Raw genomic sequence first — 26,598 nt, 5'->3', positions numbered from 1 at the left:
TTTCTGTGTGCGCGGTGTCGCTGGCGAGCAGGAAAGGCCTGTGCAAATGATTTTCAAGAGGAATTGAATGAACAGAGTTTTGCAATCCATCCACGATAATTTGCCGCAATGGGTGGCTGACTGGTTCGACGTGCTGGTGCCCGCGACGGAGGTGGTGCTGATTTTTCTGCTGGCGCTGGCGATCATGCGGGTGGCCAGGCGCCTCATCGCGAGGGTCGAACGCGATTACGGTTTGCCGGCTACGGCCATCATGCTCACGCAGCGGGTGCTGGGATTTTTCATCTATGGCGGTGCCGTACTGTGGGCGCTGGAGCGGATGGGAGTGTCCGGTACGGTGCTATGGTCTGCGTTTACCGGATTCGCCGCCGTGGGTGCGGTGGCGTTCTTTGCGGTGTGGAGTGTGTTGTCCAATCTGTTTTGCGCCATCCTGATCTTTACTACAGGGCCGTTCCGCGTGGGGGACATGATCGAGGTGCTGGAAGGCGGTGACAAGCCTGGCGTAAAGGGGCGGGTGCTGGATATCAACCTGGTCTATACCACCTTGCTGGAGGAGGGGCAGGAAGAGAAGACGATCCTGCAGTTGCCGAACAGTCTGTTCTTTCAGCGGATAGTGCGCAGGTGGAGTGATGAGCGTGGGATGGGTGTTGATTTGCATTGAACGCGGACCTTCCGTGGCTTCGTGTTGAAGTTCTGAAGAGTTTTCCGTGTATCTGGCATATCGAATATGGAATTGATGTTTAAAAAAAACGAGGGGCTTGGCCCCTCGTTCCGTGTCAGTACTTGTAGACTCCGCGCACTATCAGTGTGTTTTCGTGCGTGCTGCTATCCATGCTGGTGCTGCCCTGGTAGCTCAGGCCCAGGGTCCATCCACGGCGCAGGAGAAACTCGATGCCGGCGGAGGCCGATAGGGTGTTCTGATCCAGGCCCAGCACCGTTACCGCATAGGTGTCATTGCCAACGTCGGCATAGCCCATCGTGGCCACGCTATCGCCCTTCAGGGACTGACTGTATTCCAGTCTGCCGGTCAGTCTGAGGGCACCCCATGACGTCGGGACGCCGTACTGGCTACGCAAGCCGCCGACAAGTGCCAGCGTGTTGATTCGCTGGTTTGCGTAGGAGAGGTTGTAGTCGCCGCCGCCGGTCTCGGTGTAGTGGCGCAGCAGGGTGGTCGAGAACTGCAGACGGCCGTAGGGCGACAGCATCAGGTTTTGCCATTGGAATTCATAGCCGCTGCTGAGGGCTCCGAAGAATTGCTGGCCGTTGCGACTACCATTGGCCGATCCACCGGAGTCGGTAATGTATCGATGGCTGTCGAAGTTCAGGTAACTATAGCCCAGCAGCGTGTCTACAAAGAGCTGTCCAGGATGATAACTGGCGTAGAGCGCCGCGCTGGCGGCATTGCCCTTGCTCTGGGTGCCCGACGAAGCAATATCGCTGACATCACGACCGAAGCCAAGTCCCAGGCCGGCAACGAAGTCCGGCCCAAATCGGTAATCGGCACCGGCGCTGATGCCGACCGTGGTGTGATCGAGGCGCAGGCTATCCTTGTTCGTCGTGCCGAAGTTCACGTAGCCGCCGGTCCACAGCGCCAAATTGGGGTCGGTCACCCAGGACTGGCCGCCTGCCTTGGCTTTGGCCGGATCTTCGCCGGTGGCCAGACCGCTCGCATCTTTGGACGCTGTAGAGCTTGCCAGTCCGTCGTGGTTGCGAGTGTTACGCGGGACCGCGACAGTGATATTGAACAGGCCGCTGCGGCGCTCGGATTCCTTGTGCAGATGCTCCAGGCGGTTGCTGAAGTTGCTGAGCTGAGCGCTGGCGAACTGCACCGCGCTCTGGGCCTGCGCGTTCACCAGCCCGGTTACCTGCTGATCCTTGCTGGGATCTGAGCGCTTGGTGATCTGCACCGTCACGGTTGCCGTATTGGATGTGCCGGTGGAGTTGGTCAGCGAATACTGCAGTGCCAGGGTTCCGCTAGCCTGCGCTGCGGCCGCGAACGTCAGGTAGTAGGTATTGGTGATGGTCGCCGTACCTTGCGACGCACTTGGCGTGTTTAGCAGGGTAGCTCCCGTATATGGGCTACCGGTAGCGCCGTTGGTCAGATTGACAGTAATGGTCTGGCCGGCCATCACGGTTGCGGTCTGATTCACTGCGACCGGCGCACTTGTGGATCCGGCAGCTGCGACAGTCAATGTATAGGCATTTGAGGCTGTGGCAGAGGCGGCATCCGTCACTGTCACAGTAAAAGAATAGCTGCCCGATGTGGTTGGCGTGCCAGACAGGAGACCGGTCGTTGTGTTAAGGGTGAGCCCGGTCGGCAACGTTCCCGACAGGGCATAAGTGTAGGGACTGGTGCCACCACTGGCGCTGAACGTCTGGCTATAAGCGGCATTTACTGTTGCCGAGGCTAGTGCGCCAGCGGTGGGGGACAGTGCAACCGCGGTCGCAGTGACCGTAATGTTGGCCGTCGCGGCAGTTGAGGTCCCGCCGCTGTTGGTGGCAGTATAGGTGAAGCTGTCGGCGCCGGAATAACCTGCCACGGGGGTATAGGTGATGCTGGTGCCGGATGCCGTTGCCGTACCGTGGCTTGGTGCTGAAGCCACCGCGACGGAGGTCGCCGTACCGGTGATCGACAGGGTGACTGTGTTGTTGCTGCTATTGGCGGCGACGGTGGTCGACGTCGCGGCAACAGTCGGCGCCGACACTGAAGAAGCTGAGCAAGTCACAGTGAGGCCGGTGATGTAGGTCCCGACATTGACGACCAGATTCAGGCCAGTGGCTGAGAGTTGGGATGACGTGACCTGATAGGAGTGAGACCCGGAGACATGGCTGCTACTGTAATAGTTATAGCCGTATGCGTTGGTTTGTGCCGCATCTTGGAGAAGCACATGGTCAGTGGCTAGCGCATTAATGCTGGCAGGATCATTGCCGTTATCGCTGTACGAAACGGAGACCGATTCATCGCTGTTGAATGATCCTGCAGCGTATGAGGCACTGTAGGAGCTTCCGCTGAGCGCATTGACGGCTGTACATGACGCGGACAATGCCGCGTATGCCGCATTTGTTCCCAGCACCAGCTGCAATACCAGCAAGACAAGCAACCCCGCAAACCGCTTCAGAGATAACTCCTTGCGCGATTTCCGCTTGACCCTTTTCAAGCGAGAAACCTCTTCCCCATCAAATCCCATGTCAAATTTCCGTAATTGTCCGTGTTACAAAGAATTACGATTTTAGTTGCTTGTCTCTTTGGCTTAAGTCAGGAGTAAGGGAGTTTCTCCTGTCTTTACCTAAGTTAACTCCGTGGAATTAGTAAGGAAACTTCCTGCCGGGATAGGAAGCTCTTCATTGGCGGAGAGCGATGCGGGTCGATCAGGAGACATTCGTTTCGATGCGCGCAGATGAAATTTGGCAATTCATTGATGAGCTGACTGAGACCGTTAGGAGCACCCTTGCGCACGGTGAAGGAGGGTATGCAAGGTCGGTCGGCGTAGCGTTGCCGTGCATCTTTTTACTCATGGCCACAAGCTTGGCCATGACTTGCTTCCAGACAAAGGGCAACTGCTGCCTTATAGCGATGACGTAATTCCGGTCATGCGTGAAGCCTGAAGATCAGCTGCAAATGATTGATGCAGTTATCAGCTGTGCACTGGGTTTCTGGGGGAGTTGGGCGTCCTCAAAAATCCAAGTTTTCAGGCTAAGAAAGTAGTGCTTTCATTTGACGCTAACAAAACATGTACTCTGGCAGCCCGGCCCTGCTTCTCGCTGTATGAGCCGTTTGCTCCCGCCCTCGGATGGGAGGTCAACAATGCGGTAAGCCGTGTATGCTGTTGAAGGATCCTGCTTCGTGCTGGCACCCAGTTGCGTGATTAGCCAGGAAGCGGTTGATGAACTCTGCAATACCGCCGACAAGAAAGACCTGATCCATGCAGGCGGCGGACACTCCGTCATTTACGGGCCTGACGGAAGCTCCTTGACCCCGAAAATTCCGGAGACGGAAGAGGGATTGCTCTTTGCCGAGCTTGATCTTGGCGTCATCAGCATCGCAAAGAGCGCAGCCGATCCGGCAGGTCACTATGCGCGTCCGGACGTGACCCGGCTGTTGCTCAATTCCAAGCGCCACCGCCCTGTCGAATTTTTTTCTGCGACAGGCACGTCAGTGCAAGAGGCTATGGAAGCCCTGCCGTCTCTGAAGAGCACAGACGATGAGAGCACACCGAGAGAGCGCGAAGCTTGAAGTGATCATTGCCAGCAATCCCGCAATAGCTTCGCGCACATGAAGAAAGGGGGGAAGATTGAGCTTCCCCCCTTTTCTCTTCCTGCTCCCCACCTGATGTGCTTACTTCCGATTGAGCACAGCCTCCTGCTTCATCTTGACCAGCTCGTAAAGCGCCGTGACGGTAGGAACGGAAACCCCACAGCCGCACGCCTGTTCGGCGACGGCGCCATTGATGAAATCGATTTCCGTCTGTCGGCCTGCCTCGATATCCTGCAGCATCGACGGCTTGTGGTTGACGTGCATCCTGAAGGCATCCAGGAGGGCCTCCTCCACCTTCGCCATGCGGGCGGGAATCTGGAGCGCCTGAGCTACCGACACCGTTTCAGCGGCAATGCGCATCGCCAATGCTCGCCCTTGCTCGGTCGATCCAGCTGTACCGACTGTACAGCCGATAACCGCGCACACCGAGTTGAGTGCCGCATTGAAAGCGACCTTTTCCCAGATGGCAGCTCGTACCTGAGGATCAGCACTGCAATTGAGTCCGGCTGCACTGAAGATTTCCGCCACTCGGCTGACTTCCGGCCGCTCCTTGCCCGACATCGTCCAGATCCTGACATAACCCTCCCCATGACTATGCACCACCCCCGCAGACTTGAGATCTGCAGGGAGATTGGTCATCCCGACAATGATGCGCTCGCTCGGAACGACCTCGGAAATGATTTCCGCATTACCCAATCCATTCTGCACGGATAAGGCCCAGGTATCCTGGCCCACAAGATGGGAGATGCTACGTACTGCGCTTTGGGTATGCAGGCTCTTGGTAAAGAAAACGATGAGGTCAAACGGCTCGGCAAAGGAGTCAGCCCTGCCTACCGGGACTCTTACCGTATGGGTGCCACTGTCATCGGAAAAGGCCAGGCCGTTATCGCTGATCGCCGCTATCGTAGCGGGCGCGACTTCGATGAAACTGACCTTATGTCCGTTCAACGCAAGACGCGCACCAAATAGTCCGCCCATGGCACCAGCGCCAACAATGGCAATGTTCATGCTTGCTGCTCCTTCTCTTGATGTTTGACGGTCGCCGCTGCGCGGGGAATATGCTTGCTCACCATCAGCAGGGTCACGAAGACGAACAGCATCGCCCCTCCCAGCATGGCGAGATAGCCGGAAGCACCACCTTGGGTGATCACGATGGCACCCGCAAATGCACTGAGGATTGCCCCCAGGCGACCGAATGCCAGCGCGCCCGCCGTACCAGTCGCGCGTACCTGGGTCGGATAGATATAAGCGCAAAGCGCGTACATGGTGCATTGGACGGCGTTGACGAACAGTCCGTGCAAGCCGATCCCCGCGACCAACAAGGTCGTCTGGCTGCTCACGTCCAGGCTGCGCAACGCAAATGCAGTCCCTGCGGCGGCCAGGCAGCAGAGCAGCATGGGAACACGTGAGCCGAAGCGGCCGATCACTACCGCGCACAACAGTGCGCCAAAGACGCCGCCGATGTTGTAGGCCGTGAGGCCGTTGGCGGCTAACGATGGGCTAAGGCCTTCTCCTGCCAGCATCGTGGGGAGCCAACTGAATGCACTATAGACGGCCAGCAGGTTCATGAAGAAGGCGACCCAGATTGCAATGGTGTCGCGTGCCCTTCCATCAGTGAATAGCGCACGGAATCCTGCTTTTGGCTGAGAATTCTGTTCACGCGCATCGGTGAAGCGCATCCCCGCAGCGATCGTGCGGGACATACGCGTGAGCAGGGACCGCAGCTCATCCCAACGGTCGGGCTGGCGTGCCAGATATCGTGGCGACTCCGGAATGCTGAACCATAGCAGTACAGAAAATGCCAACGGCAGCATGCCACCCAGCAAGAAGAGACCACGCCAGCCATAGTGGGGCAGCACCAGGTTGGCGAAGAGCCCGGCCAACATTCCTCCCAGGGGAACGCAGACGATGGTCGCGGTGACGGCAAAGGTACGTATCCGGGCCGGGCTGAATTCTGCCGTAATCGTGGTGGAGACAGGCAGGGCACCGCCGATTCCGAGGCCGGCGAAAAAGCGCAGGATTGCAATCGTGGTGATATCCGGAGAAAGCGAGATCAGGCTGGTAGCGATCCCGAACACGAAGACACTGCCAATGATGGCCAGGCGGCGACCGAAGCGATCAGCGAACAAGCCGGCAAAGGCGCTTCCCAAGCCCATGCCGACCAGGCCCGCGGCCACAGCCGGAGCAAACGCATTGCGCGTGACGCCCCACTCCTTGATCAGGCTGGGAATGGCGAAGCCAATCAGCTGCCCGTCGAATCCGTCCATGACGATCGACAGCGCGGCCAGGATGACCACCATCTTCTGGAAGCCGGTAAACGTCCCTTCATCCAGCACGCGCCCGATGTCGACGACCTTTGCTTGATCGATCCCGTAGGTGCTCATGTGCGCTCCCGGATAGTGTCTTCGATGGTGACCGCGGCGAACGCATTGATGCGGATTGGATCGTGCCTGTGATGCTGGTGCCAGGATGTCATTTTCATGGCTGTCTCCTTGGTTGTATCGCACGGGTCCGGTCATTGTCGGCCCGCATTGGCGATTGTTTTTATAATGATTGGCAAGGCAACGCCGGACGGCGTACCGCCCCGCGTGCAGCGAACTCTCTCAGAACGGGTACTGGCGCTGCGAGGTTTGAACCGTGATCCAACGCAGATCAGTGAATTCGGCCACCCCGGCGCTACCGCCAAAATGACCGAAGCCACTGGACTTCACGCCGCCGAAGGGCATATGCGCCTCGTCATGCACGGTCGCTCCGTTGATGTGGCAGATCCCGGACTCGATACGGCGTACCAGGTTCAGTGCGCGGGCGATATCACGGCTGAACAGTGCGGCCGAGAGGCCATATTCATTGTCGTTGGCACATGCAATGGCGGCATCGTCATCCTTGACCCGCACGATGGGCTTGACCGGACCGAAGGACTCCTCGTGATAGATGTCCATCTGCGCTGTGACATGGTCCAGCAGCGTGGCCGGCATGAGCGTGCTCTCGGCCTTGCCGCCGCACACCAGGCGTGCCCCCTTGGCAAGGGCATCATCGATCAGCGCGTTGCAGCGCTGCACGGTTGCCAGGTCGACGACCGAACCCAGCACGACCGGCCCTTGGCGGGGATCACCCAGCGGAAGGCTGCGCGCCTTGGCTACCAGGCGGGCGACAAAGTCATCGGCCACACGTTCGTCGACGATGATGCGCTCGGTGGACATGCAGATCTGTCCGGAATTGGCGAAGGCACCGAAGGCCGCTGCCTGCACCGCAGCCTCGATGTCCGCATCGTGCAGCACGATGAAAGGTGCCTTGCCCCCCAGCTCCAGCACGGATGGCTTGAGGTACTTGGCGCATTGGCCGGCGATGATGCGGCCCACGCGCGTGGAGCCCGTAAAATTGACACGTCGCACTGCCGGATCGGCAATGATGGCTTCAACAATTTTTCCGGCATCTTCGGGCGCGTTGGTGATGAAGTTCACCACGCCAGGCGGCAATCCGGCATCCTGGAATGCGTCAATGATGAGGCCATGCGTGGCCGGGCAGATTTCAGATCCCTTGAAGATCACGGTATTGCCGCAGGCCAGCGGAAGTGCGACCGCACGCACGCCCAGGATGACGGGGGCATTCCAGGGGGCGATACCCAATACGACGCCGGCCGCCTGGCGAACACCCATGGCGAGGTTGCCAGGGACATCGGAGGGAATGAGCTGCCCCGCGATCTGGGTCGTCATCGCTGCGGCTTCGCGCAGGCCGTCGGCGGCCAGATGCACGTTGAAAGCCGCCCAGTGATGAGACGCACCGGTCTCGGAGGCCATGGCCTCCGCAAACGCATCTGCTCGGGCTTGCAGCGCGTCAGCTGCACGGGCGAGCAGGCCGCGGCGTTCTCCGGGGCCCATCGCAGCCCAGGCAGGGAAAGCCTCAGCAGCAGCGCGAACGGCCGATTGTGCATCCGCGACGGTCGCCGCCGGTGCTCGCGAGGCAACGCTCTCATCGAGCGGGTTGCGACGCTCAAAGCAAGCACCGCCAGTGGCTGGACGGCGCTGGCCGTTGATCAGCATGTCAACTTCTTTCATAGTCTCCTCCTGTTGTTTCTAGCTTCCATCTTGCTGCCAGGGTATTAGTATCGATTTGCAACCAAGCAGAATCCCAACGAAAACAATCAGCGCACCACGACTTCCACCAGACGGGGTTCATTCGAAGATATCGCCATCTGCATTGCAGCGGCCAGCTCGCCGGGCTCACTCACACGCACCCCTTTGCATCCCATCGACTGCGCCAGTGCAACGAAGTCGAGGCCGGGAAGATCAGTCCCTTGGACCACGTCATCGGCACCGAAGCCGAAAACCGGCGCGAAGTCCTGCAGGGCGGCGTAGCGCCTGTTGTTGATGATCACGAAGGTGAGGGGAAGACGCAGCTGCACTGCGCTGTAGATGGCTTGCGGCGAGTACATGGCAGAACCATCCCCGATCAGCCCGATGACGCGTTGCTGCGGCCTGGCCAGGGCAACCCCCACCGCCGCCGGCATACCATAGCCAAGACCGCCGCTGGCCATGGTGTAGAAGGTTCCCGGGCGTGTAAAGGGCAGATAGGCCTGCATGGTCGGACGAGATCCTGGCGCTTCCTCCACGACGATATCCTCTGCTGCGCGCACGTCAGCGAGGGTCTGCATTGCAAAGGCCGCTGACATCGGTGTCTCCGGCTCGGCGCGGGGACGCGCAGCACGCGCAGGTGGCAGCGGACGAGCGGCGGGCGGATGCTTCAGCAGCTGCGCCAACAGGTCTTGCAATCCCAGCTGGATATTGCCGACGATGGCGGTCCCGGACGGCGTCCAGGAAGCCGTCACCGGATCATCAATCAATTGGTACAGCTGCGCACCGGGTGGCAGATGCGGCCCACTGCCTTCGACGTGATAGGTGAAGGCCGGAGCGCCGGCTACGAAAATCAGGTCATGGCCGTTGAGCAATTGCACGATCTTCTCGCGCATGGCCGGCAGGAATCCAGCGAACAGGTGGTGGTCTTCAGGGAAGCTGCAACGCGAGGACATGGGCGCAACAAACACGCGTGCGTTGGAGGTCTCGGCCAGACGAAGCACCTCATCCCAAGCCCCGGCACGGTCCAGCTCCGAACCGACGACGATGGCCGGACGCTCACTGCGGTGCAGGGCGGTGGCGAGGGCAGCGATGGCCTCAGGCTCCGGGCGGCTGCGCGTGGTGACTTCGGTGGCCTCGAGCAACTCCCCAGGCTGATCCCAGTCATCCACGGGGATGGAAACGAACACCGGACCACGCGGTTCCTGCATGGCAATGTGGTAGGCCCGGGCAAGTGCACGCGGAACGTCGGCGGCGCGCGCGGGCTCGATACTCCACTTGACGTAGGGCTTGGGAAGTTCGGTGGCGTGCGAGGCTGCCAGGAACGGATCGAATGGCAGGATGGAGCGCGCCTGCTGGCCGGCAGTGATGATCAGCGGTGTGCGATTGCGGAAGGCGGTGAAGATGTTGCCCATCGCATTGCCGACGCCCGCCGCCGAATGCAAATTGACCAGAGCGGCCTTGCCGCTGGCTTGGGCATACCCATCGGCCATGCCGACCACCACTGCTTCCTGCAAGCCCAGCACGTATCGGAAATCGGCCGGGAAGTCCCGGAACATGGGCAGTTCAGTTGAGCCCGGATTGGCAAAGACGGAGGTCATGTCCAGGCGACGCATCAGATCGAGGACGGCGTCGCGAACTGTGATTCCAGGTGATTGGGGCGCCTGCATGTGAAGTCCTATGGAAGATCTTGTGACTTGGGTGGAAAGTGATTCGGGTGGAGTATGTGACGCAATCATCTCTTTGAAAATTGCCAAATTGGATAAAAGTCATAACCTTTGGTAATGTGCTGACTCATCTCACGCAAGCGCCGAAATGCTCAGCCAGCACCATCATCGGGAGAAATCATTGAGCTTCAATCTGCAGCAACTGGAAATGTTCTGTGCCATCGTCGGTGCCGGTAGCCTGGGGCGAGCGGCGCACGTGCTTGGCCTGACCCAACCGGCCTTGAGTCGCGCCATCAAGCGTCTCGAGGAATCCGTTGGCGGCATCCTGTTTGAACGTCACACCACCGGCATGCACCTGACACAGCTTGGACAGGCGCTGCTGCCGCACGCACTTTCCTTGCAACGGGAAGCCAAGCAGGCGCGCGACGAACTGGATGCCCTGCGTGGTTTGAGCAAGGGCGTCATCAAGGTCGGCGCGGTGGGGAGCATTGCCAGTCTGGTACTGCCACTGGCTGTGGCCGGTGTACTGGAAAAATGGCCCAACCTGCGCGTGGAAATCATCGAAGGCGTTTGGGATCGTCTGGCAGAGGGCTTGCTGACCCACGAGATCGACCTGGCACTAGGCACGTCGGGCATGGAAACCGATGGCGTGGCAGCGATCGCGGACTGCTGCTGGACAGACCTGAGCTACGTGGTGGCAGGAAACGATCATCCCTTGCGGGGCAAAGACAAGATCACCCTGGCCGAAACCCTTGAGCTGCGATGGGCATTGACTCCTGCTGGCACAGGACCTTATCTGCATTTGAAGGAAACGTTTGCGAAGGCTGGATTGCCGATGCCTGAGATCGCAGTGGAATCGCGTTCCGTCACGGTACTCAAGAGCCTGGTAGCACGCTGCGGATTCGTGGGCTGGATGTCCGGCCCCATGTTCGATACGGAACGCAAGGCCGGCCTGATTGATGCGTTGCCGGTGGAGGGACTGAAAGCCGCTCGGACCTTGATGGCATTTCGACGCCGCCAAGGGATACTGCCCACACCAGCGACCCGCTTGCTGGACGAATTGCGCAATCTCGCGGGTTCCTTGCAGTCTTTTAGTCCTCATCCCAGCTCTGCTGATAACGTTTCACCGCACTATTCTTCGCGGTGATCGCTCCGATGGCACTCTCAATGAGTCAGTTTTCAATGCAAATCCGCAAATTCGTTCCATGATGAGTGAGCGATGTACGGTGACTCGATCTGTAACTGCTCGATGCTGGAGAAGCGAACCAGGTAAAAACACTCTGACTTAAGCGTGCCGACGAAGCGTTACATGGCCGCATTATCCAGGCAGTTTCCTCTACGCGACATGCTCTGCGTAATGCCGTTGTCGGCCAAGGTGCGGCGGTAAGTGTGCATCTGATATTGCCATCCCTGATCCGAGTGCAGCATGGGGCGCAGTCCCCTTCAAGGTCGAGATGGCCTTCCTGAGCATGCTGTCGACCGTCTGGAACTGAGGTGAACGGCTTGACTGATACGACACGATCTCGCCGTTGTACAAGTCCATTCAATACTCAGGGAGGACTTCTTTCAACTCTTTAGGAGACGGCAAACTTTCTGAGATCTCCGTTGTGGCGGTGGGAAAAAGAAAAGCCACCTGTATTAGGTGGCTTTTAATTTTGGGGCGCAGCGGCATTAAATCCCGACCAACTTTATTCATTGTAGTCAGGAATCGCAAAACACCCTCACTCCACCGTCACCGACTTAGCCAAATTGCGCGGCTTGTCCACATCCGTCCCCCTGGCCAGTGCCGTGTGATACGACAGCAACTGCAACGGCACCACGTGCAGAATCGGCGAGAGCACGCCATAGTGCTCCGGCATGCGGATCACGTGCAGACCTTCTGCCGAGGTGATGCGCGAATCGCCATCGGCAAACACATACAGCTGACCGCCACGCGCCCGTACTTCCTGCATGTTGGACTTGAGCTTCTCCACCAGCGCATCATTGGGGGCAATGGTCACCACCGGCATCTGGTCCGTCACCAGCGCCAGCGGACCATGCTTGAGTTCGCCCGCGGCATAAGCTTCAGCGTGGATGTAAGTGATCTCCTTGAGCTTGAGCGCACCTTCCAGGGCGATCGGGTAATGCAGGCCACGTCCCAGGAACAACGCATTCTCGCGGCGCGCAAAGGCTTCGGCCCAGGCGACGATGGAGGGCTCCAGCGCCAGGACGCTCTGCAGCGCCGCCGGAAGGTGGCGCATGGCCTTGAGGTGCTCGGCCTCCTGCGCTTCACTGAGCAGGCCGCGCGTCTGCGCCAGCGCCAGCGTCAGCAGGAACAGCGCCGCCAGCTGCGTGGTGAACGCCTTGGTCGAGGCCACGCCCACTTCCACACCGGCACGGGTGATGTAGGCCAGTTCGCATTCGCGCACCATGGCACTGGTGGCCACATTGCAAATGGTCAGCGTATGCTGCATGCCCAGGCCGCGCGCATGCTTCAAGGCCGCCAGCGTGTCGGCCGTCTCGCCGCTCTGCGAGATGGTCACCACCAGCGACTTCGGATTGGGTACGCTGTCCCGGTAACGATATTCGCTGGCAATCTCGACGTTGACCGGGATCTTCGCGATCGATTCCAGCCAGTACTTGGCGGTCAGCCCGGCGTAATAGCTGGTGCCACAGGCCAGAATCAGGATCGAATCCACTTCCTTGAAGACCTTGTAGGCCTTGTCGCCAAACAGCTCAGGCATGATGCCCACCACCCCCTCCAGCGTGTCGGCGATGGCGCGCGGCTGCTCGAAGATTTCCTTCTGCATGTAGTGCTGATACGGTCCCAGTTCGACCGCGCTGGTGTAGGCCTGTACGGTGCGCACCTCACGCTCGGCCGAACGGCCAGCCGCATCGACGATCCACACCCTCTGCAACTGCAGGTCCACTACGTCGCCTTCCTCAAGATAGATGATCTGGTCGGTCGTGCCGGCCAGCGCCATCGCGTCCGAGGCCACGAAGTTCTGTCCTTCACCCACGCCCACGATCAGCGGCGAACCCTGGCGCGCCGCTACCACACGATGCGGCTCATCCGCGCAGAAAACCGCAATGGCGTAAGCACCGGTCAGGCGACGCACGGCCTGCTGCACGGTCTGGAAAAGATCGCCGTCATACATGTGGTCGACCAGATGGGCGATCACCTCGGTATCGGTCTGGCTCTCGAAGACGTAACCGGCAGCCTGCAGTTCGGCACGCAGCTCGTCATGGTTCTCGATGATGCCGTTGTGCACCAGCGCAATGCGGTCGCGCGAGAAGTGCGGGTGCGCATTGTGCGTGGCCGGAGCACCATGGGTGGCCCAGCGGGTATGAGCGATGCCGGTGAAGCCGGACAGCCCGCTCTGCGCCACCTGCTGCTGCAACTCGGCTACCCGCGACGTGCTGCGCGAACGCTGCAGCTTGCCATCCACGTGCAGCGCCACGCCGCAGGAGTCATAACCCCGATATTCAAGGCGCTTGAGGCCCTCGAGCAGAATGGGAGTGACGTTTTGCTGCGCTACCGCGCCGACGATGCCGCACATGGAATACCTCGCTGGAAAAGATGTGCCTGCATATTAGGCGAGGCGATGTGAAATAAGATTTCTAAAAAATCAGAGTTTTGAATTATTATTGCTTCATTGCTTGGTGATGAAATATTATTAAATTCATGTAAGTTTGTTGAATTTATATGTCATGTGTGCTGGCTTGTAGTCAGGCAATGCCAGGCAAATTCACAAGTTTTCCTTTGCGCCCATGAAAGCACCCCTCGATCTGGACGATCTCGACCGCCGTATTCTGCAAGCCTTGCAGAGCGATGCCAGCCAGACCAACCAGGAGTTGGCCGCGCAGGTGCATGCCTCGCCGCCGACCTGCCTGCGCCGGGTCAAGCGCTTGGTGGAGGCGGGGGTGATCGCGCGCCAGGTGGCCTTGCTGGATCCGGCCCAGGTTTCTGCCACGCTCACGGCGCTGGTGGAAATCACGCTGGACCGTCAGGGCGAGGAAGAACAGCAGGCCTTCGAAGCGCTGGTGGCCGGGGAGGCGGCGGTGCAGCAGTGTTACCGGGTGTCGCCGGGGCCGGATTTCGTGCTGGTGGTGCTGGTGCGCGACATGCCCGCCTATCACGCCCTGGCGCATCGGCTCTTCGCTTCGCAGCGCAATGTGCGCAACGTGCGCAGCTACTTCTCCATCCACCGCAGCAAGTTCGAGACCGCCATCCCCCTCGAGCTCGGCGCCGCCCCATGAAAAACGGCCGATACCTTCAGGTATCGGCCGTACGGGCTTGTGGACAAGTCAGGAAGCAGCGTATTTCCGGGATTTTTCCTTCATATCGCCCTAAAACCACCCCTCAGTTGGCGTTATCCACAGGGCAGGCTCACTTTCGCCGCGCCTATTTCTTGATCTTGACCGGTCGTTGCCAGCCCGCCAGCGACAGCTGTTTGGCGCGCGACAAGGTCAGTTGCCCGGCCGGGGCGTCCTTGGTCAGCGTGGTGCCCGCGCCGATGGTGGCACCCCTGCCCACGCGCACCGGAGCAACCAACTGGCTGTCGCTGCCGATGAAGGCGTCGTCTTCGATGATGGTGCGGAATTTGTTGGCGCCGTCGTAGTTGCAGGTAATCACCCCGGCGCCGACATTGACGCCGCTGCCCACGTCTGCATCGCCCACGTAGGCCAGGTGATTGGCTTTGCTGCCCACGCCCACGATGCTGTTCTTGACTTCGACGAAGTTGCCGATGTGCACGTCCTGCGCCAGTTCGGTGCCGGGGCGCAGGCGCGCGTAGGGGCCGATCTGTGCGCCGGCGCCGACCACCGCATCTTCGATATGGGTGAAGGGCTTGATGGTCACGCCCGCACCGATGCGCGCATTGCGGATCACGCAGTGGGCACCGATGCTGCTGCCTTCGCCGATGCTGACCTGGCCTTCGAAGACGCAGTTGACGTCGATGCTCACATCGCGCGCACATTCCAGCACGCCGCGCACATCGATGCGGGCCGGGTCGGCCAGGGTCACGCCGGTTTCCAGCAGGCCATGGGCGATGTTGCGCTGGTGGACGCGCTCCAGCTCGGCCAGTTGCACCTTGCTGTTCACGCCCAGGGTCTCGGTTACGTCGTCGGGTTGGGCCGAGACCACTTCCACGCCATCGGCCACGGCGGCCGCGATCACGTCGGTCAGGTAGTACTCGCCCTGGGCATTGTTGTTGGAGAGATTGGCGAGCCACTGGCGCAGCCGCGCCGTGGGCGCAACGATGATGCCGGTATTGACTTCGCGGATGGCGCGCTCGGCCGCGCTGGCATCCTTCTGCTCGACGATGCGCTTGATCCGGCCGTCCTCGCGCACGATGCGGCCATAGCCGGTGGGGTCGTCCAGGGTCACGGTCAGCACGCCCAGCTTGTCGTGGCCGGCGGCCTCCAGCAGGCGCCGCAGGGAAGCCGCGGTGGTCAGCGGCACATCGCCATACAGCACCAGGGTAGGTACGTCATCGTCAAGATGCGGCGCGGCCTGCATGACTGCATGCCCGGTACCCAGCTGCGGTTGCTGCAGGGCAAAGGCCAGGCCCTGGCCGGCGAAAGCCTGCGGTACGGCATCGCCACCATGGCCGTAGATCACGCACAGCTGCGTGGGCGCAAGCTGGCGCGCGGTATCGATGACATGGCCCAGCAGGGGCTTGCCGGCCAGCGGATGCAGGACCTTGGGCAGGGAGGATTGCATGCGTTTGCCCATGCCGGCGGCGAGAATGACGATGTTCATGGCAGTGTGAAGCCAAGGAGGCAAAAGAAAAAAGGACCGAAACTGGAGCGCGGAGTCTACCATGCGCACCATCCATTCCCCAGGGGATTGAGCGCCCGGTATCCCGGTCTGGATGTTGCATTGGTGGCAATTTCATAAATCAGGAATAAACCTCAAAAGTCATATTAATCTCCTGATGTAGTTGCAGACGACCATGATTAAATGACTAAAAACAATGTTGATGCGTCTACCCGTGAGGCATTGCGTCTTCAATGTTTCCTTCTTACGGTTGCGCCCACCTTTGGCGCCCAGGCGACTCCATGGCAACTGAAAAAACTTTTGATCTGCTCTACATGCACAGTCCGATCACCTATTCGATCGGGCGTCATCTTGTCGAGAATGGCTATCTGGAAAACGAGCTGCTCGTGGTCTGCGGGCGCAACACGCAATGGGACGGGCCCTTCATCAGCGTGGAAAACGATGGTGTGTGGTCGATCTCGCGCACCTGCGATTATCTGGAAAAGATCTGCGCAGTCCTGAAGGGCTATGCCGCGATCGGCCTGAACCTCTACGTGCCGCACAGTGGTTTTCTGGTGGGCAAGCTCTTCAGCATGGCCGGGGTGGTGCGCAAGGTGCACTACATCGAGGAAGGGACGGCCGCCTACGATCCCTCCAACGTTCTCACGCCCTGGACCAGCCCGGAGATCGATGTCGGTCTGCTCACCGATGAGCTCGAGCGCCGAGGCATCCTGGATGTGCTCCAGATCGACCGCCAGCGTCTGGCCGGTCTCAATGCGATGGATTCCTGGTTCTTCAATCCGCGCCTGCCCGGTTTTGCAGGCGCCTTCTGCGTCTCGGACAAGGCCTTCCCAACGCTCTCCGAGGTCACGGTGCTGCCGATGAGCACGCGCGAGATCATTCCGGCCAATGAGACCGTCTGGCTGTGTCTGCTGCCGTGCCTGATCAACTTCGTTGCCGAGCACGAGAAGAACAAGCCCCTGCTGGACAAGTTCCTGTATGGCCTGCTGATGATGGTGCGCATGCAGGCGGCCCTGGTGAAAAACGTCGGGGGTGCGCTGGTCATCAAGTTCCACCCGGCCGATGACGCGTATTTCAACGAAGGGTTCAAGAACAATTTCTATGCGATGGGGACCGGCTACCGTGATTTCTTCGACATGAACGATTTCCCGGTCGGCTATGAACCGGCCTTGTACAACTTCACGAAGTTCATCGTGGTCAACGATTCTTCCGCCTTGCTGTATGTCCGACAGTTCCGCGGGGAGGACAGCGTCGTCCCGGTCAAACTGGACTGAAGACGGATCCCTGATCCACGCGCCCGGCATCGCAGTCATCTCACTTACCGCAACGGCACATCATGCTTACCAACCAGTCCATTCTCGTTACCGGTGGTACCGGGTCATTCGGCCATACCTTTGTTCCGATGACCCTGGCCAAATACAACCCGCGCCGACTCGTGATCTTCTCTCGCGATGAAATGAAGCAGTGGGAAATGGCCAAGCTGTATGCCGACGATAGCCGCGTGCGCTTCTTCATCGGTGATGTGCGCGACAAGGATCGTCTGGGACGCGCCCTCTCCGGCATCGATTACGTTGTCCACGCCGCCGCCACCAAGATCGTGCCGACGGCGGAATACAATCCCTTCGAATGCGTCAAGACCAATGTCATCGGCGCCATGAATCTCATCGACGCCTGCATCGATCACGGCGTCAAGCGCGTGGTGGCGCTTTCTACCGACAAGGCCAGCAGTCCCGCCAATCTCTATGGTGCCACCAAGCTGGCCTCGGACAAGCTCTTCGTGGCCGGCAATTCGTATTCGGGCGGCAACGAGACCCGCTTTGCGGTGGTGCGTTACGGTAACGTCATGGGGTCGCGCGGTTCGGTGATTCCTCATTTCATGGCGCTGGCGGAGAGCGGGAAAAAATTTCCCATCACCGATGAGCGCATGACGCGCTTCATGATCACGCTGGAGCAGGGTGTGGAACTGGTATGGCATGCCTTCGAGGACATGGTGGGCGGGGAAATCTACGTCAAGAAAATTCCCTCGATGCGACTGCCGGATATCGCCCGTGCAGTGCGTGCCGATGCCGAGTTCGACATCGTCGGCGTGCGTCCCGGCGAGAAGCTGCATGAGCAGATGATCGGCATCGAGGATGCGCCCTACACCTACGAATATCCCGAGCATTTCAAGATCCTGCCGGCCATTCACAAATGGAGCGAAGATCCGGCCCGGATTCGCGATGGTCACAAGGTCGCTGCCGATTTCGTCTATTCGTCCGACAACAACCAGGAGTGGATGTCCTCGCAAGAGTTGGCAGGGTGGATTGCGGCGCATCGCAATGTCGTCGGAAAACTCTGATGACTCCCATTCCTTACGGCCGACAGGACGTCACGCAGGACGATATCGATGCCGTGGTCGAGATCCTGCGATCGGACTTTCTCACCCAGGGACCTGCCGTCCCTGCCTTTGAGCAGACGCTGCAGGCGCATTGCCAGGCCAGTCATGCCGTGGCTTTCTCCAATGCCACGGCGGCCCTGCACATCGCCTGCCGTGCGCTGGAGGTCGGACCGGGCGACCTGGTCTGGACCTCGCCGATCACCTTTGTGGCCAGCGCCAATTGCGCACTGTATTGCGGTGCCGAGGTCGACTTCGTCGATATCGATCCGCGCACCTGGAACATGGACCCGCAAGCCCTGGCGGCCAAGCTCGAGCAGGCCAGCCGCAGCGGACGACTGCCCAAGGTGGTCATCCCCGTGCACCTGTGTGGCCAGTCTTGCGACATGCGTGCCATCGGCGCGTTGGCTGCGCAATATGGGTTCAAGGTGATCGAAGACGCGTCCCATGCCATCGGTGGAACATACGCGGGCGAGCCCATCGGCAATTGCCGCCACAGTGATATCACGGTCTTCAGCTTTCATCCGGTCAAGATCATCACGACCGGGGAGGGTGGCGCCGCGCTGACCCGGAGCGACCTGCTGGCGAGCCGCCTGCGTCTGCTGCGCAGCCACGGCATTACGCGCGAGGCCGGGCTGATGCAGGAGCCCCCTCATGGCGACTGGTATTACGAGCAGATCGATCTGGGCTTCAACTATCGCATGACCGATATGCAGGCCGCCCTGGGCAGCAGCCAGGCCAAGCGCCTGGAGCAGGTGGTGGCGCAGCGGCACCGTATCGCGCAGCGCTACGATAGCCTGCTGGCCGACTTGCCACTGCAGCTTCCGTGGCAGTTGCCGCAGACCTATTCCGGCATGCACCTCTACGTCGTGCTGGTGGGCGAGCAAGCCGGGCGTGATCGCAAGGCCGTCTTCGATGGCTTGCGCGCGGACGGCATCCTGGTCAACGTGCATTACCTGCCGGTCTACCGGCAGCCTTATTATCGCCAACGGGTGAGTTGCGATCCTGCCCAGTTCCCGCATGCCGAGCACTACTACGCCCATGCGATCTCGTTGCCCATGTATCCGGGTCTCAGTGAGGCGCAGCAGGATTTCATCTGCGAACGACTGGCTTTTTACCTTGCCTAGCGCTGTTATTTTCGCTTCAGTTGAGGTGCTGCAACCCGGCGTGAAGTCTTGCTGAGCGTGGCTTGTGCCGGCAACGATAATGTTGCAGCTGCTGACCGGTGACGAGATGACCACTGCGCCGGGCACGGCAAGCCCACTCAATCTGATACGAATACGGAAACTTCAATGACTTCTTCGTCGCCATTTCCTGACGCTTTCCCGGCTGCAACGGACCAGGATGTCTCGATGCAGCCTGGCTATTATTTCGAAGACAGCGTCCAGCAACAGGAGCGCGAACGCATCTTTGCCCGCTGCTGGAATTTCGTCGGTTTTGCCGAACAGGTCGCCGAGCATGGTCAGTTCCTGACGGTGGAGATCGGCGGCACCTCGGTCGTGGTTCAGAACTTTCAGGGCGAGCTGCGCGCGCTGCACAATGTCTGCACGCATCGTTTCGCCAAGATCCAGGAAGAGAAATGCGGCAAGCGCGCGCTGACCTGTCCTTATCATGGCTGGACCTACGACAAGGAAGGCACGCCCTTCATCCCCGGCAATGCCAAGTACTTTCAGCTCGATGATGCCGGCCGCAAGGCCCGTGCGCTGCGCAGTTTCAAGCTGGAGCAGTGCGGTCGCTTCCTGTTCGTACGGCTGGCCGAAGAGGGGCCGTCCCTGCCGCAATACCTGGGGCCCTACGCGGACATCCTGCTGCATCTCTCGGAGATATTCACGGACCAGGTCGATGACCAGCGCAGCCTCTGGCAGGCCAACTGGAAGCTGGGCGTGGAGAGTGTGCTGGAGGTCTACCATGTGGGCCTGGTGCACCCGGAGAGTTTCAAGAATTACGTGCAGGCACGCTGGGAGATCGATGTCGGCGAAGGCTTCAACAACGGCGTGGCCTATCTTTCCGAGAACAGCGCCAAATGGTGGGATGGGGTGCGTCAGCGCCTCAAGCTGCACCAGAGCCAGCGTTTCCCGAACTATGACCACTTCTTCATCTTCCCGAACCTGGCCATCGGTCTGTCCCATGGCTGCCTCATGAGCGTGCAGACCTATACGCCGCTCACACCGCAGACCAATGAGCTGCACTACCGCATCTTCATGGCCGCCAGCGACCTCGAAGCGGGGCGCCAGGCCGCGGTGCGCAAGGCGGTGGTGGAGAACGTGACCACCTTCAACCGGGTCATTCTCGGGGAAGATCAGCACATCATGGAGCAGGTGCAGAAGGGCAACGCGCAGATGAGCATGGCCCCGGTTCACGGCAGCAACGAAGCGCGCATCCGCAAGTTCCATCAACACTGGCATCACTGGATGAGTCTGGCTTCCGGTGAGAATGCCAAGCGCGACTGAGAGCCCGTCATGTCCTCTTCCCTGGTCCTGTTTCGCGTCGATGCAACTGCGGCGATGGGCATGGGCCACCTGATGCGCTGCCGTGCCATTGCCGAAGCCATCACTGAACAGGGCGGCACGGTCGTGTTTGCCATGGTCGATCCGCTGCCGGCGGCGCAGGCGATGATGGCGGCCATCCCCGCCCAGTTGATCGCGCTGCCGGGGCCGGCCAACAGTGAAGATGACCTGGTCGCTCTGCGGGAATTGATGCGCGTGCTCAGGCCGCGTATCACCGTCGTGGACGGCTATCATCTCGATGACGCCTACCTGCGTGCCGTGGCCCGGGAGGCCCCGCTCGGGGTGCTGTGGGATAGTGCCGAGCATCAGGACGTGGCCGCCGATCTCATCATCGATGCCTCCCCCAACGCGCCCCGGGACGCCTACGCGGCGATCTCGGCGCAAGCCTTGCTGCTGCTGGGGCCGAGGATGGCGCTGATCCGTCGCGACATCCGCCACGCCGCCGCACAGCCGCAGCAGGCGCTGGCTGCGCGTGAGCAGGTGCTCATCAGCTTTGGCGGGTCGGATCCGCTCAATCTCTCGATGGCCTTGCTGCCACTGTTGCGTGAACGCTTGCCGGCCAACGTCGGGTTGACCGTGCTGGCCGGTGCAGCCTATGCGCATCATCAAGATTTGCAGGACCTGGCCGATAAACTAAGTCCGGCAGTACGGGTTGTGGTCAATCCGCCGTCGGTGGTACCGCTGTTTCTTGGTGCCGGGCTGGTGGTGTCGGCAGCCGGTGGCACCATCGGCGAACTGGTGGCACTGGGGCTGCCGGCGCTGTCGGTGGTGGTGGCGCAGAATCAGGTGGCCGCCAGTGTCGATGGTCCGTATCCCTGCGTGGATGGCCGCACGGCCGCAGCGCCGGAACACATCGCCACGATGGCGGCGGCAATGTGGCAAGATCTGCCGGGACGGGAACGCCTCGTGCAGGGACTGCGCGGTGTGGTCGATGGCCAGGGTGCCGTGCGTGTGGCCAACGCGCTTCTTACAACACATTTTAGGGAAAGACTTGCGTCATGAATCATGTCAAGATCGCCGATCGCGTGATTGGGCCGGGACATCCTCCGTACATCATTGCGGAGATGTCGGGCAACCATAACGGAGAGATCGCGCGCGCCATCGCGCTCATTGATGCGGCCGCCGATGCGGGGGCCGATGCCGTCAAGATGCAGACCTATACGGCAGACAGCATGACGATCGACTCCACCGCGCCCGGCTTTGTCATCGAGGGCGGGTTGTGGGCCGGGCGCAGCCTGTATGACCTCTACCAGGAAGCGGCCACGCCCTACGAGTGGCACCCTGCGTTGTTCGAACATGCGCGCAAGCGCGGCATTGCTCTGTTCAGCAGTCCGTTTGACCGCGCCGCAGTGAAGATGCTTGATGAGCTTGGGGCGCCAGCCTTCAAGATCGCCTCCTTCGAGCTCAACGACTTGCCCCTGATCCGCTATGCGGCCAGTTTCGGCAAGCCGCTGATCATGTCGACCGGTCTGGCCACGCTGGCCGAGATCGAGGAAGCGGTGGAGACAGCCCGCCAGGGAGGCGCCGATGGCGTCATTCTGCTGCATTGTGTGAGCGCTTATCCCAGCGATCCGCGCGAGAGCAATCTGCGCACGATCCCTCATCTGTCGCAAGCCTTCCAGGCACCGGCCGGCCTGTCCGATCATACCCATGGCACTGCCGTGCCGACCGCTGCGGTGGCTCTGGGCGCCAGCGTCATCGAAAAGCACCTGTGCCTGGCGCGCGCTGACGGCGGCGTGGATTCGGCGTTTTCGCTGGAGCCGGAAGAACTGCGTCAACTGGTGGTGGCGGCGCGCACGGCCTTCGATTGCCTGGGCGAAGTGACCTACGGTCCGACGCCGGGCGAAGGAAAGGGACGCGACTATCGCCGTTCGCTCTATGCCGTGCAGGATATCGCCGCCGGTGCCGCCTTCACCGCCGAGAACGTGCGCTCCATCCGCCCGGGACTGGGGCTGCCGCCCAAGCATCTCGACACGGTCATCGGTGCCAGCGCCAGCCGCGACATCAAGCGGGGCGAGCCGTTGGCCTGGCCCATGGTAAGGCTTTCCGAGCAGCACTGATGAGCCATCGACCCAAGGTCGTCTGCATCACGCAGGCACGGACTACCTCGACCCGACTGCCACGCAAGGTCCTGCTCGACGTCATGGGCAAGACCCTGCTGGCGCACCACATCGGGCGCCTGCAACGCAGCGTCACGGTTGATGAGGTGGTGCTGGCCACTACGACCAACGCCAGCGATGATGAAATCGCCGCGCTCGGCGCAAGGCTGGGCGTGAAGGTGGCGCGCGGTCCCGAGCATGACGTCCTGGCCCGTTTCGTCATCGCCGCCAGGATGGCCGAGGCTGAGGTGATCGTGCGCGTGACCTCGGACTGTCCGCTGATCGATCCGGTCTTGCTCGATCAGGTGGTCGCGGCCGTGCTTGAGGATCCGCAGGTGGACTATGCCCATCTGGACATGAATTTCTATCCCCGCGGTCTGGACGTGGAGGTCTTCCGACGTGCATTGCTCGATCAGGCCGACCAGGACAGTGCGACGACTCCCTATGAGCGCGAGCACGTCACGCCCTATATCTATCATCGTCCGGAACGCTATCAGCTGCGCGCCGTAGCGGCGGGAGCAAGCGATCCCGCCGGAGCGCCGGGTTGGCGGTGGTGTGTGGATGAGCCGGCCGATTTTGAACTGGTCTCCCGGATCATGGAAGTATTGTTGCCCGGGCATCCGGATTTCTCCTGGCGCGATTGCGATGCGGTGATGCGACAGCATCCCGACTGGGGGCAATTGAACCAGCATGTCCGGCAGAAAGGAGAAAGCGCATGAACAGCATCCGTTGCGTCATCTGTGATGGCGATGAATGGGATCGCATTGGTGCGGTCCACGCCGGCGAGACCCGCCGCGAGGGGACCTCACTGCAACGCGTCGAGCAGGAATTCGCCTTGGGTGCGTGTCGCAATTGCGGGCATGTCCGCACGATTGAGCAATACGATGCCGCCGTCTTTTCCAGGCTCTATGCACAGGAGAGTCAGCAACCGGTGTCCTGGGGCGACCTCAAGGGGGCCGATGCCCTGCAGCCCTATGCGGAGATGGTGGAGCTTGCCGGTGGCGCGGCGCTGAAGTCCTCGGCAGGGCTGATCATCGACGTGGGGTGCGGCAATGGTCCGCTGCTGGTCACGCTGGCCGAACGCTTCGACATTGCCTTGCCACGCCTGCTGGGCATTGATTTCAATCGCATGCTGCCGGACCGGTTTGCGTTCCGGCAGGCCGATCTGAACACCACGGATCTCATGGCGCTGGTGGAGGCCGGCACACCCGTCGATGCCGTCATGTCCTCCCATGTCATCGAGCACGTCCTCGATCCGCGTCGCTTCCTGCGGCAGCTCAAGAAGCTGGTGCAACATTGCGGCGGGGTGATTTACATCGAGACGCCGGACTTCTCCGCCGTCGACGTCGGTCGTCCGGATGTGTGCAATCTGATCCATCCGCAGCATATCAACTATTTCACCGCAGACTCGCTGGCAAAACTGATGGCATCGGTCGGCTTGCTGGTCGAGCATGTCGATACACAGGTCACCGGGGGAATCCCGCGCTTGCGCATGCGGGCGCGCGCCGCGTCCGCCGACGAACCGGCGGCCAGGCTGCGCGCCAGTCTGCAAGCGGGTGTCGAGACCAGGGCGCAGATCGCGCGCAGTCTGATGTGCGCCGGTCCGGTCCTGCTGTGGGGCGCCGGTGGTGATCTCTGGCGCATGCTCGAAGAGCACCCGCAGACAGGGGCCCTGCTGGAAAGCGGTCGGGTACGCATTGTCGATCGTGCGCTGGCCGGTGCGACGATCCATGGCCAGCAGATACTGTCCTCGTCCGATATCCGGAATCAGGAGGGGCCGGTGATCCTCATGCCCGCCTATTCCGGTACCCGCCGCAGCATGATTAATTTTGCCCGGTCTGAAGAGTTCGACGCTAGACTTGTCGACCTCTATGCCCAGTAACGTACTCTGATATTCAGGATCGCCGCCATGCACGCCACAGTCCAAGACATCGCTTTCGCAGGGTTCCGGGTCGCCGTCCCGGTCCATCGTCATTCCTACGTCAGGGAACCCGGCATCTTCACTCCCGCCGAGGCGGAAAAGCTGGAGCAGAGTACCGGCATCTACGAGCGCCGCGTGTTGCCGCCGCATCTGTGTGCCTCCGACATGTGCGTTGCCGCAGCGGAGGATCTGCTGAAGTCGCTGCAATGGGATCCGTCGACGGTGGAAGTGCTGATCTTCGTTTCCCAGGACAGCGATTACAACCTCCCCGCCACGGCCTGTCTGATCCAGAATCGCCTGGGTTTGCCAACCAGTTGCGCAGCGCTTGATATCAACCTCGGTTGCTCGGGCTTCATCTATGCGACCTGGATCGCCTCCACCATGCTCTCCGGGGCCAGTGGCAAGCGGGCACTCGTGCTGTGCGGCGATACCAGCACCAGGCATCTGATGCCCGATGACCGCTCCACCCGCCCCCTGTTCGGTGACGCCGGTGCCGCCGTCGCGCTGGAGAAACGGCCGGGCAGTGGCGCCATGCACGTGGTCATGGGCACCGACGGACGGGGTGCACCGCATATCGTCGTCAAGGCCGGTGGCCGTCGCAACCCGCTCATTCCGCAAGAGCAGCCGATGAATGCGGAGCAGCATGAAGCGGCCTATCGCGATGCCCGCTTGAGCCTGAATGGTCCCGAGGTATTTTCCTTCTCCTTGCGTGCAGTGCCGCCCCTGGTCAAGGCCAATCTGGAACTGGCCGGGGTGAGCAGCGAGCAGATCGATCATTTCGTATTGCACCAGGCCAACAAGCTGATGCTCGACCAGATCCGCCGCAAGATCGCCGTCGATGCCGAGCGCTTCATCGTTGATCTTCACGATTACGGCAATACCAGTTCGGCGTCGATTCCACTGGCCATTTGCAGCAGTCTGGCCGAACAACTGGGCAAGGGCACCCGCAAGCTCATGCTGGCCGGCTTCGGGGTCGGTTGGTCGTGGGCCTCATTGGTCGCCGACGTCGGGCCGATCCCGGCACCGGCGGTCATCGAGATCCCTGACGATTTCCCGCCACTGCGGCTCGGCGGACGATGAGCGAGTCAGGGAAATGGCGGGGACAGCGCATCCTGGTCACCGGCGCGTCCGCCGATTCGGCCATCGGGCTGAGCATCTGCCGGGAGCTGGCCGACCTGGGCGCTGCGCTGGTCCTGCTGGGGCGGCGAAGGGATGCGCTGGAACAGACGCGGGATACCATCGCCCATCCTGAGCGTCACACCGTGGAAGTGATGGACCTGGCCGAGCTGGATGCAATCCCGGCACGGATCAAGGCCATCGCCGCTGAGACTGCTCTGAACGGGCTGGTGCATTCGGCGTCGTTCCAGGGATATTCGCCCTTGAGCCGCATCAATGCCGAGCAGTTCGACCGGTATTTTCATGTCAACGTGGCCGCGCCTCTGATGCTGGCCAAGGGCCTGCGTCAGAAGGGAGTCTCTGCGGCCGGTGCCAGCATGGTGCTCATCGGTTCCGTTGCCGGGCTGCGCGGGCAGAAAGCCCGTAGCCTGTATGCGGCGTCCAAGGCCGCGCTGGTGTCGCTGACCCAGTCGCTCGCGCTGGAGCTGGCTGACAAGCCGATTCGCGTCAACTGCCTGGCCCCCGCCGTCGTGAAGGGCCCCAAGGCCGATGAACAGTTTCAGCTGCTGGCCGAGGCGCAGCGTCAGGCGCTGCTGCAGGCCCATCCGCTGGGACTGGTGCGGCCGCTTGATATCGCCAAGGCATGCGCCTTTCTTCTGGGGCCTGACAGTGCCTGGATCACCGGGGCAACGCTGCCCGTGGATGGCGGCTATCTGGCTGGCTGAGCGGGTTTCCGCCCGGCCTGGCCCCGTTAGAATTGGCCGGGAAAACCGGCGTTTCTTACTTGTATGAAGCCGTGATGCGGGTGTTAAGATGCCTTCCAGTCAATTT

General features: G+C 60.9%; 21 protein-coding genes and 1 pseudogene. 14 read left to right on the top strand and 8 right to left on the bottom strand.

Going from position 1 to position 26,598, the window contains the following annotated elements:
- The first annotated feature begins 67 nt into the window (after positions 1–67).
- Positions 68–658 (top strand): mechanosensitive ion channel family protein, encoded by a 591-nt coding sequence (locus HWE01_RS06200; RefSeq protein ID WP_241821324.1) that lies wholly within the window; start codon positions 68–70, stop codon positions 656–658.
- Between the two features lie 115 nt (positions 659–773).
- Here HWE01_RS06200 and HWE01_RS06195 read toward each other — a convergent pair whose 3' ends face one another.
- Positions 774–3,185, bottom strand: a complete 2,412-nt coding sequence (locus HWE01_RS06195; protein ID WP_241821323.1) for an autotransporter domain-containing protein — start codon at positions 3,183–3,185, stop codon at positions 774–776.
- A 656-nt stretch (positions 3,186–3,841) separates the two neighbouring features.
- On the opposite strand from HWE01_RS06195, the gene HWE01_RS06190 reads away from it, so the two are divergent.
- Positions 3,842–4,231 (top strand): carbon-nitrogen hydrolase family protein, encoded by a 390-nt coding sequence (locus tag HWE01_RS06190; RefSeq protein ID WP_241821322.1) that lies wholly within the window; start codon positions 3,842–3,844, stop codon positions 4,229–4,231.
- Between the two features lie 102 nt (positions 4,232–4,333).
- Here HWE01_RS06190 and HWE01_RS06185 read toward each other — a convergent pair whose 3' ends face one another.
- From HWE01_RS06185 to mdlC, 4 genes are all read right to left on the bottom strand, one after another.
- Complete coding sequence (locus HWE01_RS06185) at positions 4,334–5,260, bottom strand: ketopantoate reductase family protein (RefSeq protein WP_241821321.1); 927 nt, start codon at positions 5,258–5,260, stop codon at positions 4,334–4,336.
- Positions 5,257–6,636: an MFS transporter gene (locus tag HWE01_RS06180; RefSeq protein WP_008333105.1), complete on the bottom strand. Its 1,380-nt coding sequence runs from the start codon at positions 6,634–6,636 to the stop codon at positions 5,257–5,259. Before HWE01_RS06180 ends, HWE01_RS06185 begins: the two co-directional genes overlap by 4 nt.
- A 219-nt stretch (positions 6,637–6,855) precedes the next feature.
- Positions 6,856–8,307, bottom strand: coding sequence for an aldehyde dehydrogenase (locus HWE01_RS06175; protein WP_034351416.1), 1,452 nt, complete (start codon positions 8,305–8,307; stop codon positions 6,856–6,858).
- A gap of 86 nt (positions 8,308–8,393) precedes the next feature.
- Positions 8,394–9,992: a benzoylformate decarboxylase gene (gene mdlC, locus HWE01_RS06170; protein WP_241821320.1), complete on the bottom strand. Its 1,599-nt coding sequence runs from the start codon at positions 9,990–9,992 to the stop codon at positions 8,394–8,396.
- Positions 9,993–10,170: 178 nt separating this feature from the next.
- On the opposite strand from mdlC, the gene HWE01_RS06165 reads away from it, so the two are divergent.
- Positions 10,171–11,136, top strand: coding sequence for a LysR family transcriptional regulator (locus tag HWE01_RS06165; RefSeq protein ID WP_241821319.1), 966 nt, complete (start codon positions 10,171–10,173; stop codon positions 11,134–11,136).
- Between the two features lie 89 nt (positions 11,137–11,225).
- Here HWE01_RS06165 and HWE01_RS06160 read toward each other — a convergent pair.
- Both HWE01_RS06160 and glmS read right to left on the bottom strand, forming a co-directional pair.
- Positions 11,226–11,532: pseudogene (locus HWE01_RS06160) on the bottom strand (transposase); the annotation flags it as partial.
- 178 nt (positions 11,533–11,710) lie between these two features.
- Positions 11,711–13,528, bottom strand: coding sequence for a glutamine--fructose-6-phosphate transaminase (isomerizing) (gene glmS, locus HWE01_RS06155; RefSeq protein ID WP_008333096.1), 1,818 nt, complete (start codon positions 13,526–13,528; stop codon positions 11,711–11,713).
- Between the two features lie 211 nt (positions 13,529–13,739).
- On the opposite strand from glmS, the gene HWE01_RS06150 reads away from it, so the two are divergent.
- A complete protein-coding gene (locus tag HWE01_RS06150) occupies positions 13,740–14,228 on the top strand; it encodes an Lrp/AsnC family transcriptional regulator (protein WP_008333095.1) in 489 nt (162 codons plus the stop codon).
- A 145-nt stretch (positions 14,229–14,373) separates the two neighbouring features.
- Here the strand turns inward: HWE01_RS06150 and glmU are convergent, their stop codons facing one another.
- A complete protein-coding gene (gene glmU / locus HWE01_RS06145; protein WP_241821318.1) occupies positions 14,374–15,732 on the bottom strand; it encodes a bifunctional UDP-N-acetylglucosamine diphosphorylase/glucosamine-1-phosphate N-acetyltransferase GlmU in 1,359 nt (452 codons plus the stop codon).
- Between the two features lie 299 nt (positions 15,733–16,031).
- Between glmU and HWE01_RS06140 the strand changes: the two genes are divergently transcribed.
- From HWE01_RS06140 to HWE01_RS06095, 10 genes are all read left to right on the top strand, one after another.
- Positions 16,032–17,024 (top strand): hypothetical protein, encoded by a 993-nt coding sequence (locus HWE01_RS06140; protein WP_008333092.1) that lies wholly within the window; start codon positions 16,032–16,034, stop codon positions 17,022–17,024.
- Positions 17,025–17,086: 62 nt separating this feature from the next.
- Positions 17,087–18,088: a UDP-N-acetylglucosamine 4,6-dehydratase (inverting) gene (gene pseB / locus HWE01_RS06135; RefSeq protein WP_008333091.1), complete on the top strand. Its 1,002-nt coding sequence runs from the start codon at positions 17,087–17,089 to the stop codon at positions 18,086–18,088.
- Positions 18,088–19,251 carry a UDP-4-amino-4,6-dideoxy-N-acetyl-beta-L-altrosamine transaminase gene (pseC, locus tag HWE01_RS06130; RefSeq protein WP_008333090.1) on the top strand — a complete coding sequence of 388 codons (1,164 nt, stop codon included), beginning with the start codon at positions 18,088–18,090 and terminating at the stop codon, positions 19,249–19,251. The genes pseB and pseC overlap by 1 nt, the downstream gene beginning before the upstream one ends.
- Before the next feature lie 165 nt (positions 19,252–19,416).
- Entirely contained in the window at positions 19,417–20,574 is a 1,158-nt protein-coding gene (locus tag HWE01_RS06125) for an aromatic ring-hydroxylating oxygenase subunit alpha (protein ID WP_175343942.1), read from the top strand.
- Positions 20,575–20,583: 9 nt separating this feature from the next.
- Positions 20,584–21,633: a UDP-2,4-diacetamido-2,4,6-trideoxy-beta-L-altropyranose hydrolase gene (gene pseG / locus HWE01_RS06120; protein WP_008333088.1), complete on the top strand. Its 1,050-nt coding sequence runs from the start codon at positions 20,584–20,586 to the stop codon at positions 21,631–21,633.
- The gene (gene pseI, locus HWE01_RS06115; protein WP_241821317.1) at positions 21,630–22,691 is read left to right on the top strand and encodes a pseudaminic acid synthase; all 1,062 of its coding nucleotides are present in this window, start codon (positions 21,630–21,632) and stop codon (positions 22,689–22,691) included. Before pseG ends, pseI begins: the two co-directional genes overlap by 4 nt.
- Positions 22,691–23,449 carry a cytidylyltransferase domain-containing protein gene (locus HWE01_RS06110; protein ID WP_008333086.1) on the top strand — a complete coding sequence of 253 codons (759 nt, stop codon included), beginning with the start codon at positions 22,691–22,693 and terminating at the stop codon, positions 23,447–23,449. The genes pseI and HWE01_RS06110 overlap by 1 nt, the downstream gene beginning before the upstream one ends.
- Entirely contained in the window at positions 23,446–24,612 is a 1,167-nt protein-coding gene (locus tag HWE01_RS06105; protein ID WP_008333085.1) for a class I SAM-dependent methyltransferase, read from the top strand. The genes HWE01_RS06110 and HWE01_RS06105 overlap by 4 nt, the downstream gene beginning before the upstream one ends.
- A 27-nt stretch (positions 24,613–24,639) precedes the next feature.
- Positions 24,640–25,731, top strand: coding sequence for a 3-oxoacyl-ACP synthase III family protein (locus tag HWE01_RS06100; protein ID WP_008333070.1), 1,092 nt, complete (start codon positions 24,640–24,642; stop codon positions 25,729–25,731).
- Positions 25,728–26,492, top strand: a complete 765-nt coding sequence (locus HWE01_RS06095; RefSeq protein ID WP_241821316.1) for an SDR family NAD(P)-dependent oxidoreductase — start codon at positions 25,728–25,730, stop codon at positions 26,490–26,492. The genes HWE01_RS06100 and HWE01_RS06095 overlap by 4 nt, the downstream gene beginning before the upstream one ends.
- The last annotated feature ends 106 nt before the right edge of the window (positions 26,493–26,598 follow it).

The sequence above is a fragment of the Herbaspirillum sp. C7C8 genome (assembly GCF_022627875.1).
Lineage (GTDB): Bacteria > Pseudomonadota > Gammaproteobacteria > Burkholderiales > Burkholderiaceae_D > Herbaspirillum.
Note: the sequence above shows the minus strand (reverse complement) of the source record. Positions and strands in the feature narration are given on the sequence as shown.

Bases quoted from the DNA above. Each gene is read 5' to 3' on its own strand.
- HWE01_RS06200 (WP_241821324.1), top strand. From the start codon at position 68: ATGAACAGAGTTTTGCAATCCATCCACGATAATTTGCCGCAATGGGTG.
- HWE01_RS06195 (WP_241821323.1), bottom strand. From the start codon at position 3,185: ATGGGATTTGATGGGGAAGAGGTTTCTCGCTTGAAAAGGGTCAAGCGG.
- HWE01_RS06185 (WP_241821321.1), bottom strand. From the start codon at position 5,260: ATGAACATTGCCATTGTTGGCGCTGGTGCCATGGGCGGACTATTTGGT.
- HWE01_RS06180 (WP_008333105.1), bottom strand. From the start codon at position 6,636: ATGAGCACCTACGGGATCGATCAAGCAAAGGTCGTCGACATCGGGCGC.
- HWE01_RS06175 (WP_034351416.1), bottom strand. From the start codon at position 8,307: ATGAAAGAAGTTGACATGCTGATCAACGGCCAGCGCCGTCCAGCCACT.
- mdlC (WP_241821320.1), bottom strand. From the start codon at position 9,992: ATGCAGGCGCCCCAATCACCTGGAATCACAGTTCGCGACGCCGTCCTC.
- glmS (WP_008333096.1), bottom strand. From the start codon at position 13,528: ATGTGCGGCATCGTCGGCGCGGTAGCGCAGCAAAACGTCACTCCCATT.
- HWE01_RS06150 (WP_008333095.1), top strand. From the start codon at position 13,740: ATGAAAGCACCCCTCGATCTGGACGATCTCGACCGCCGTATTCTGCAA.
- glmU (WP_241821318.1), bottom strand. From the start codon at position 15,732: ATGAACATCGTCATTCTCGCCGCCGGCATGGGCAAACGCATGCAATCC.
- HWE01_RS06140 (WP_008333092.1), top strand. From the start codon at position 16,032: ATGGCAACTGAAAAAACTTTTGATCTGCTCTACATGCACAGTCCGATC.
- pseB (WP_008333091.1), top strand. From the start codon at position 17,087: ATGCTTACCAACCAGTCCATTCTCGTTACCGGTGGTACCGGGTCATTC.
- pseC (WP_008333090.1), top strand. From the start codon at position 18,088: ATGACTCCCATTCCTTACGGCCGACAGGACGTCACGCAGGACGATATC.
- HWE01_RS06125 (WP_175343942.1), top strand. From the start codon at position 19,417: ATGACTTCTTCGTCGCCATTTCCTGACGCTTTCCCGGCTGCAACGGAC.
- pseG (WP_008333088.1), top strand. From the start codon at position 20,584: ATGTCCTCTTCCCTGGTCCTGTTTCGCGTCGATGCAACTGCGGCGATG.
- pseI (WP_241821317.1), top strand. From the start codon at position 21,630: ATGAATCATGTCAAGATCGCCGATCGCGTGATTGGGCCGGGACATCCT.
- HWE01_RS06110 (WP_008333086.1), top strand. From the start codon at position 22,691: ATGAGCCATCGACCCAAGGTCGTCTGCATCACGCAGGCACGGACTACC.
- HWE01_RS06105 (WP_008333085.1), top strand. From the start codon at position 23,446: ATGAACAGCATCCGTTGCGTCATCTGTGATGGCGATGAATGGGATCGC.
- HWE01_RS06100 (WP_008333070.1), top strand. From the start codon at position 24,640: ATGCACGCCACAGTCCAAGACATCGCTTTCGCAGGGTTCCGGGTCGCC.
- HWE01_RS06095 (WP_241821316.1), top strand. From the start codon at position 25,728: ATGAGCGAGTCAGGGAAATGGCGGGGACAGCGCATCCTGGTCACCGGC.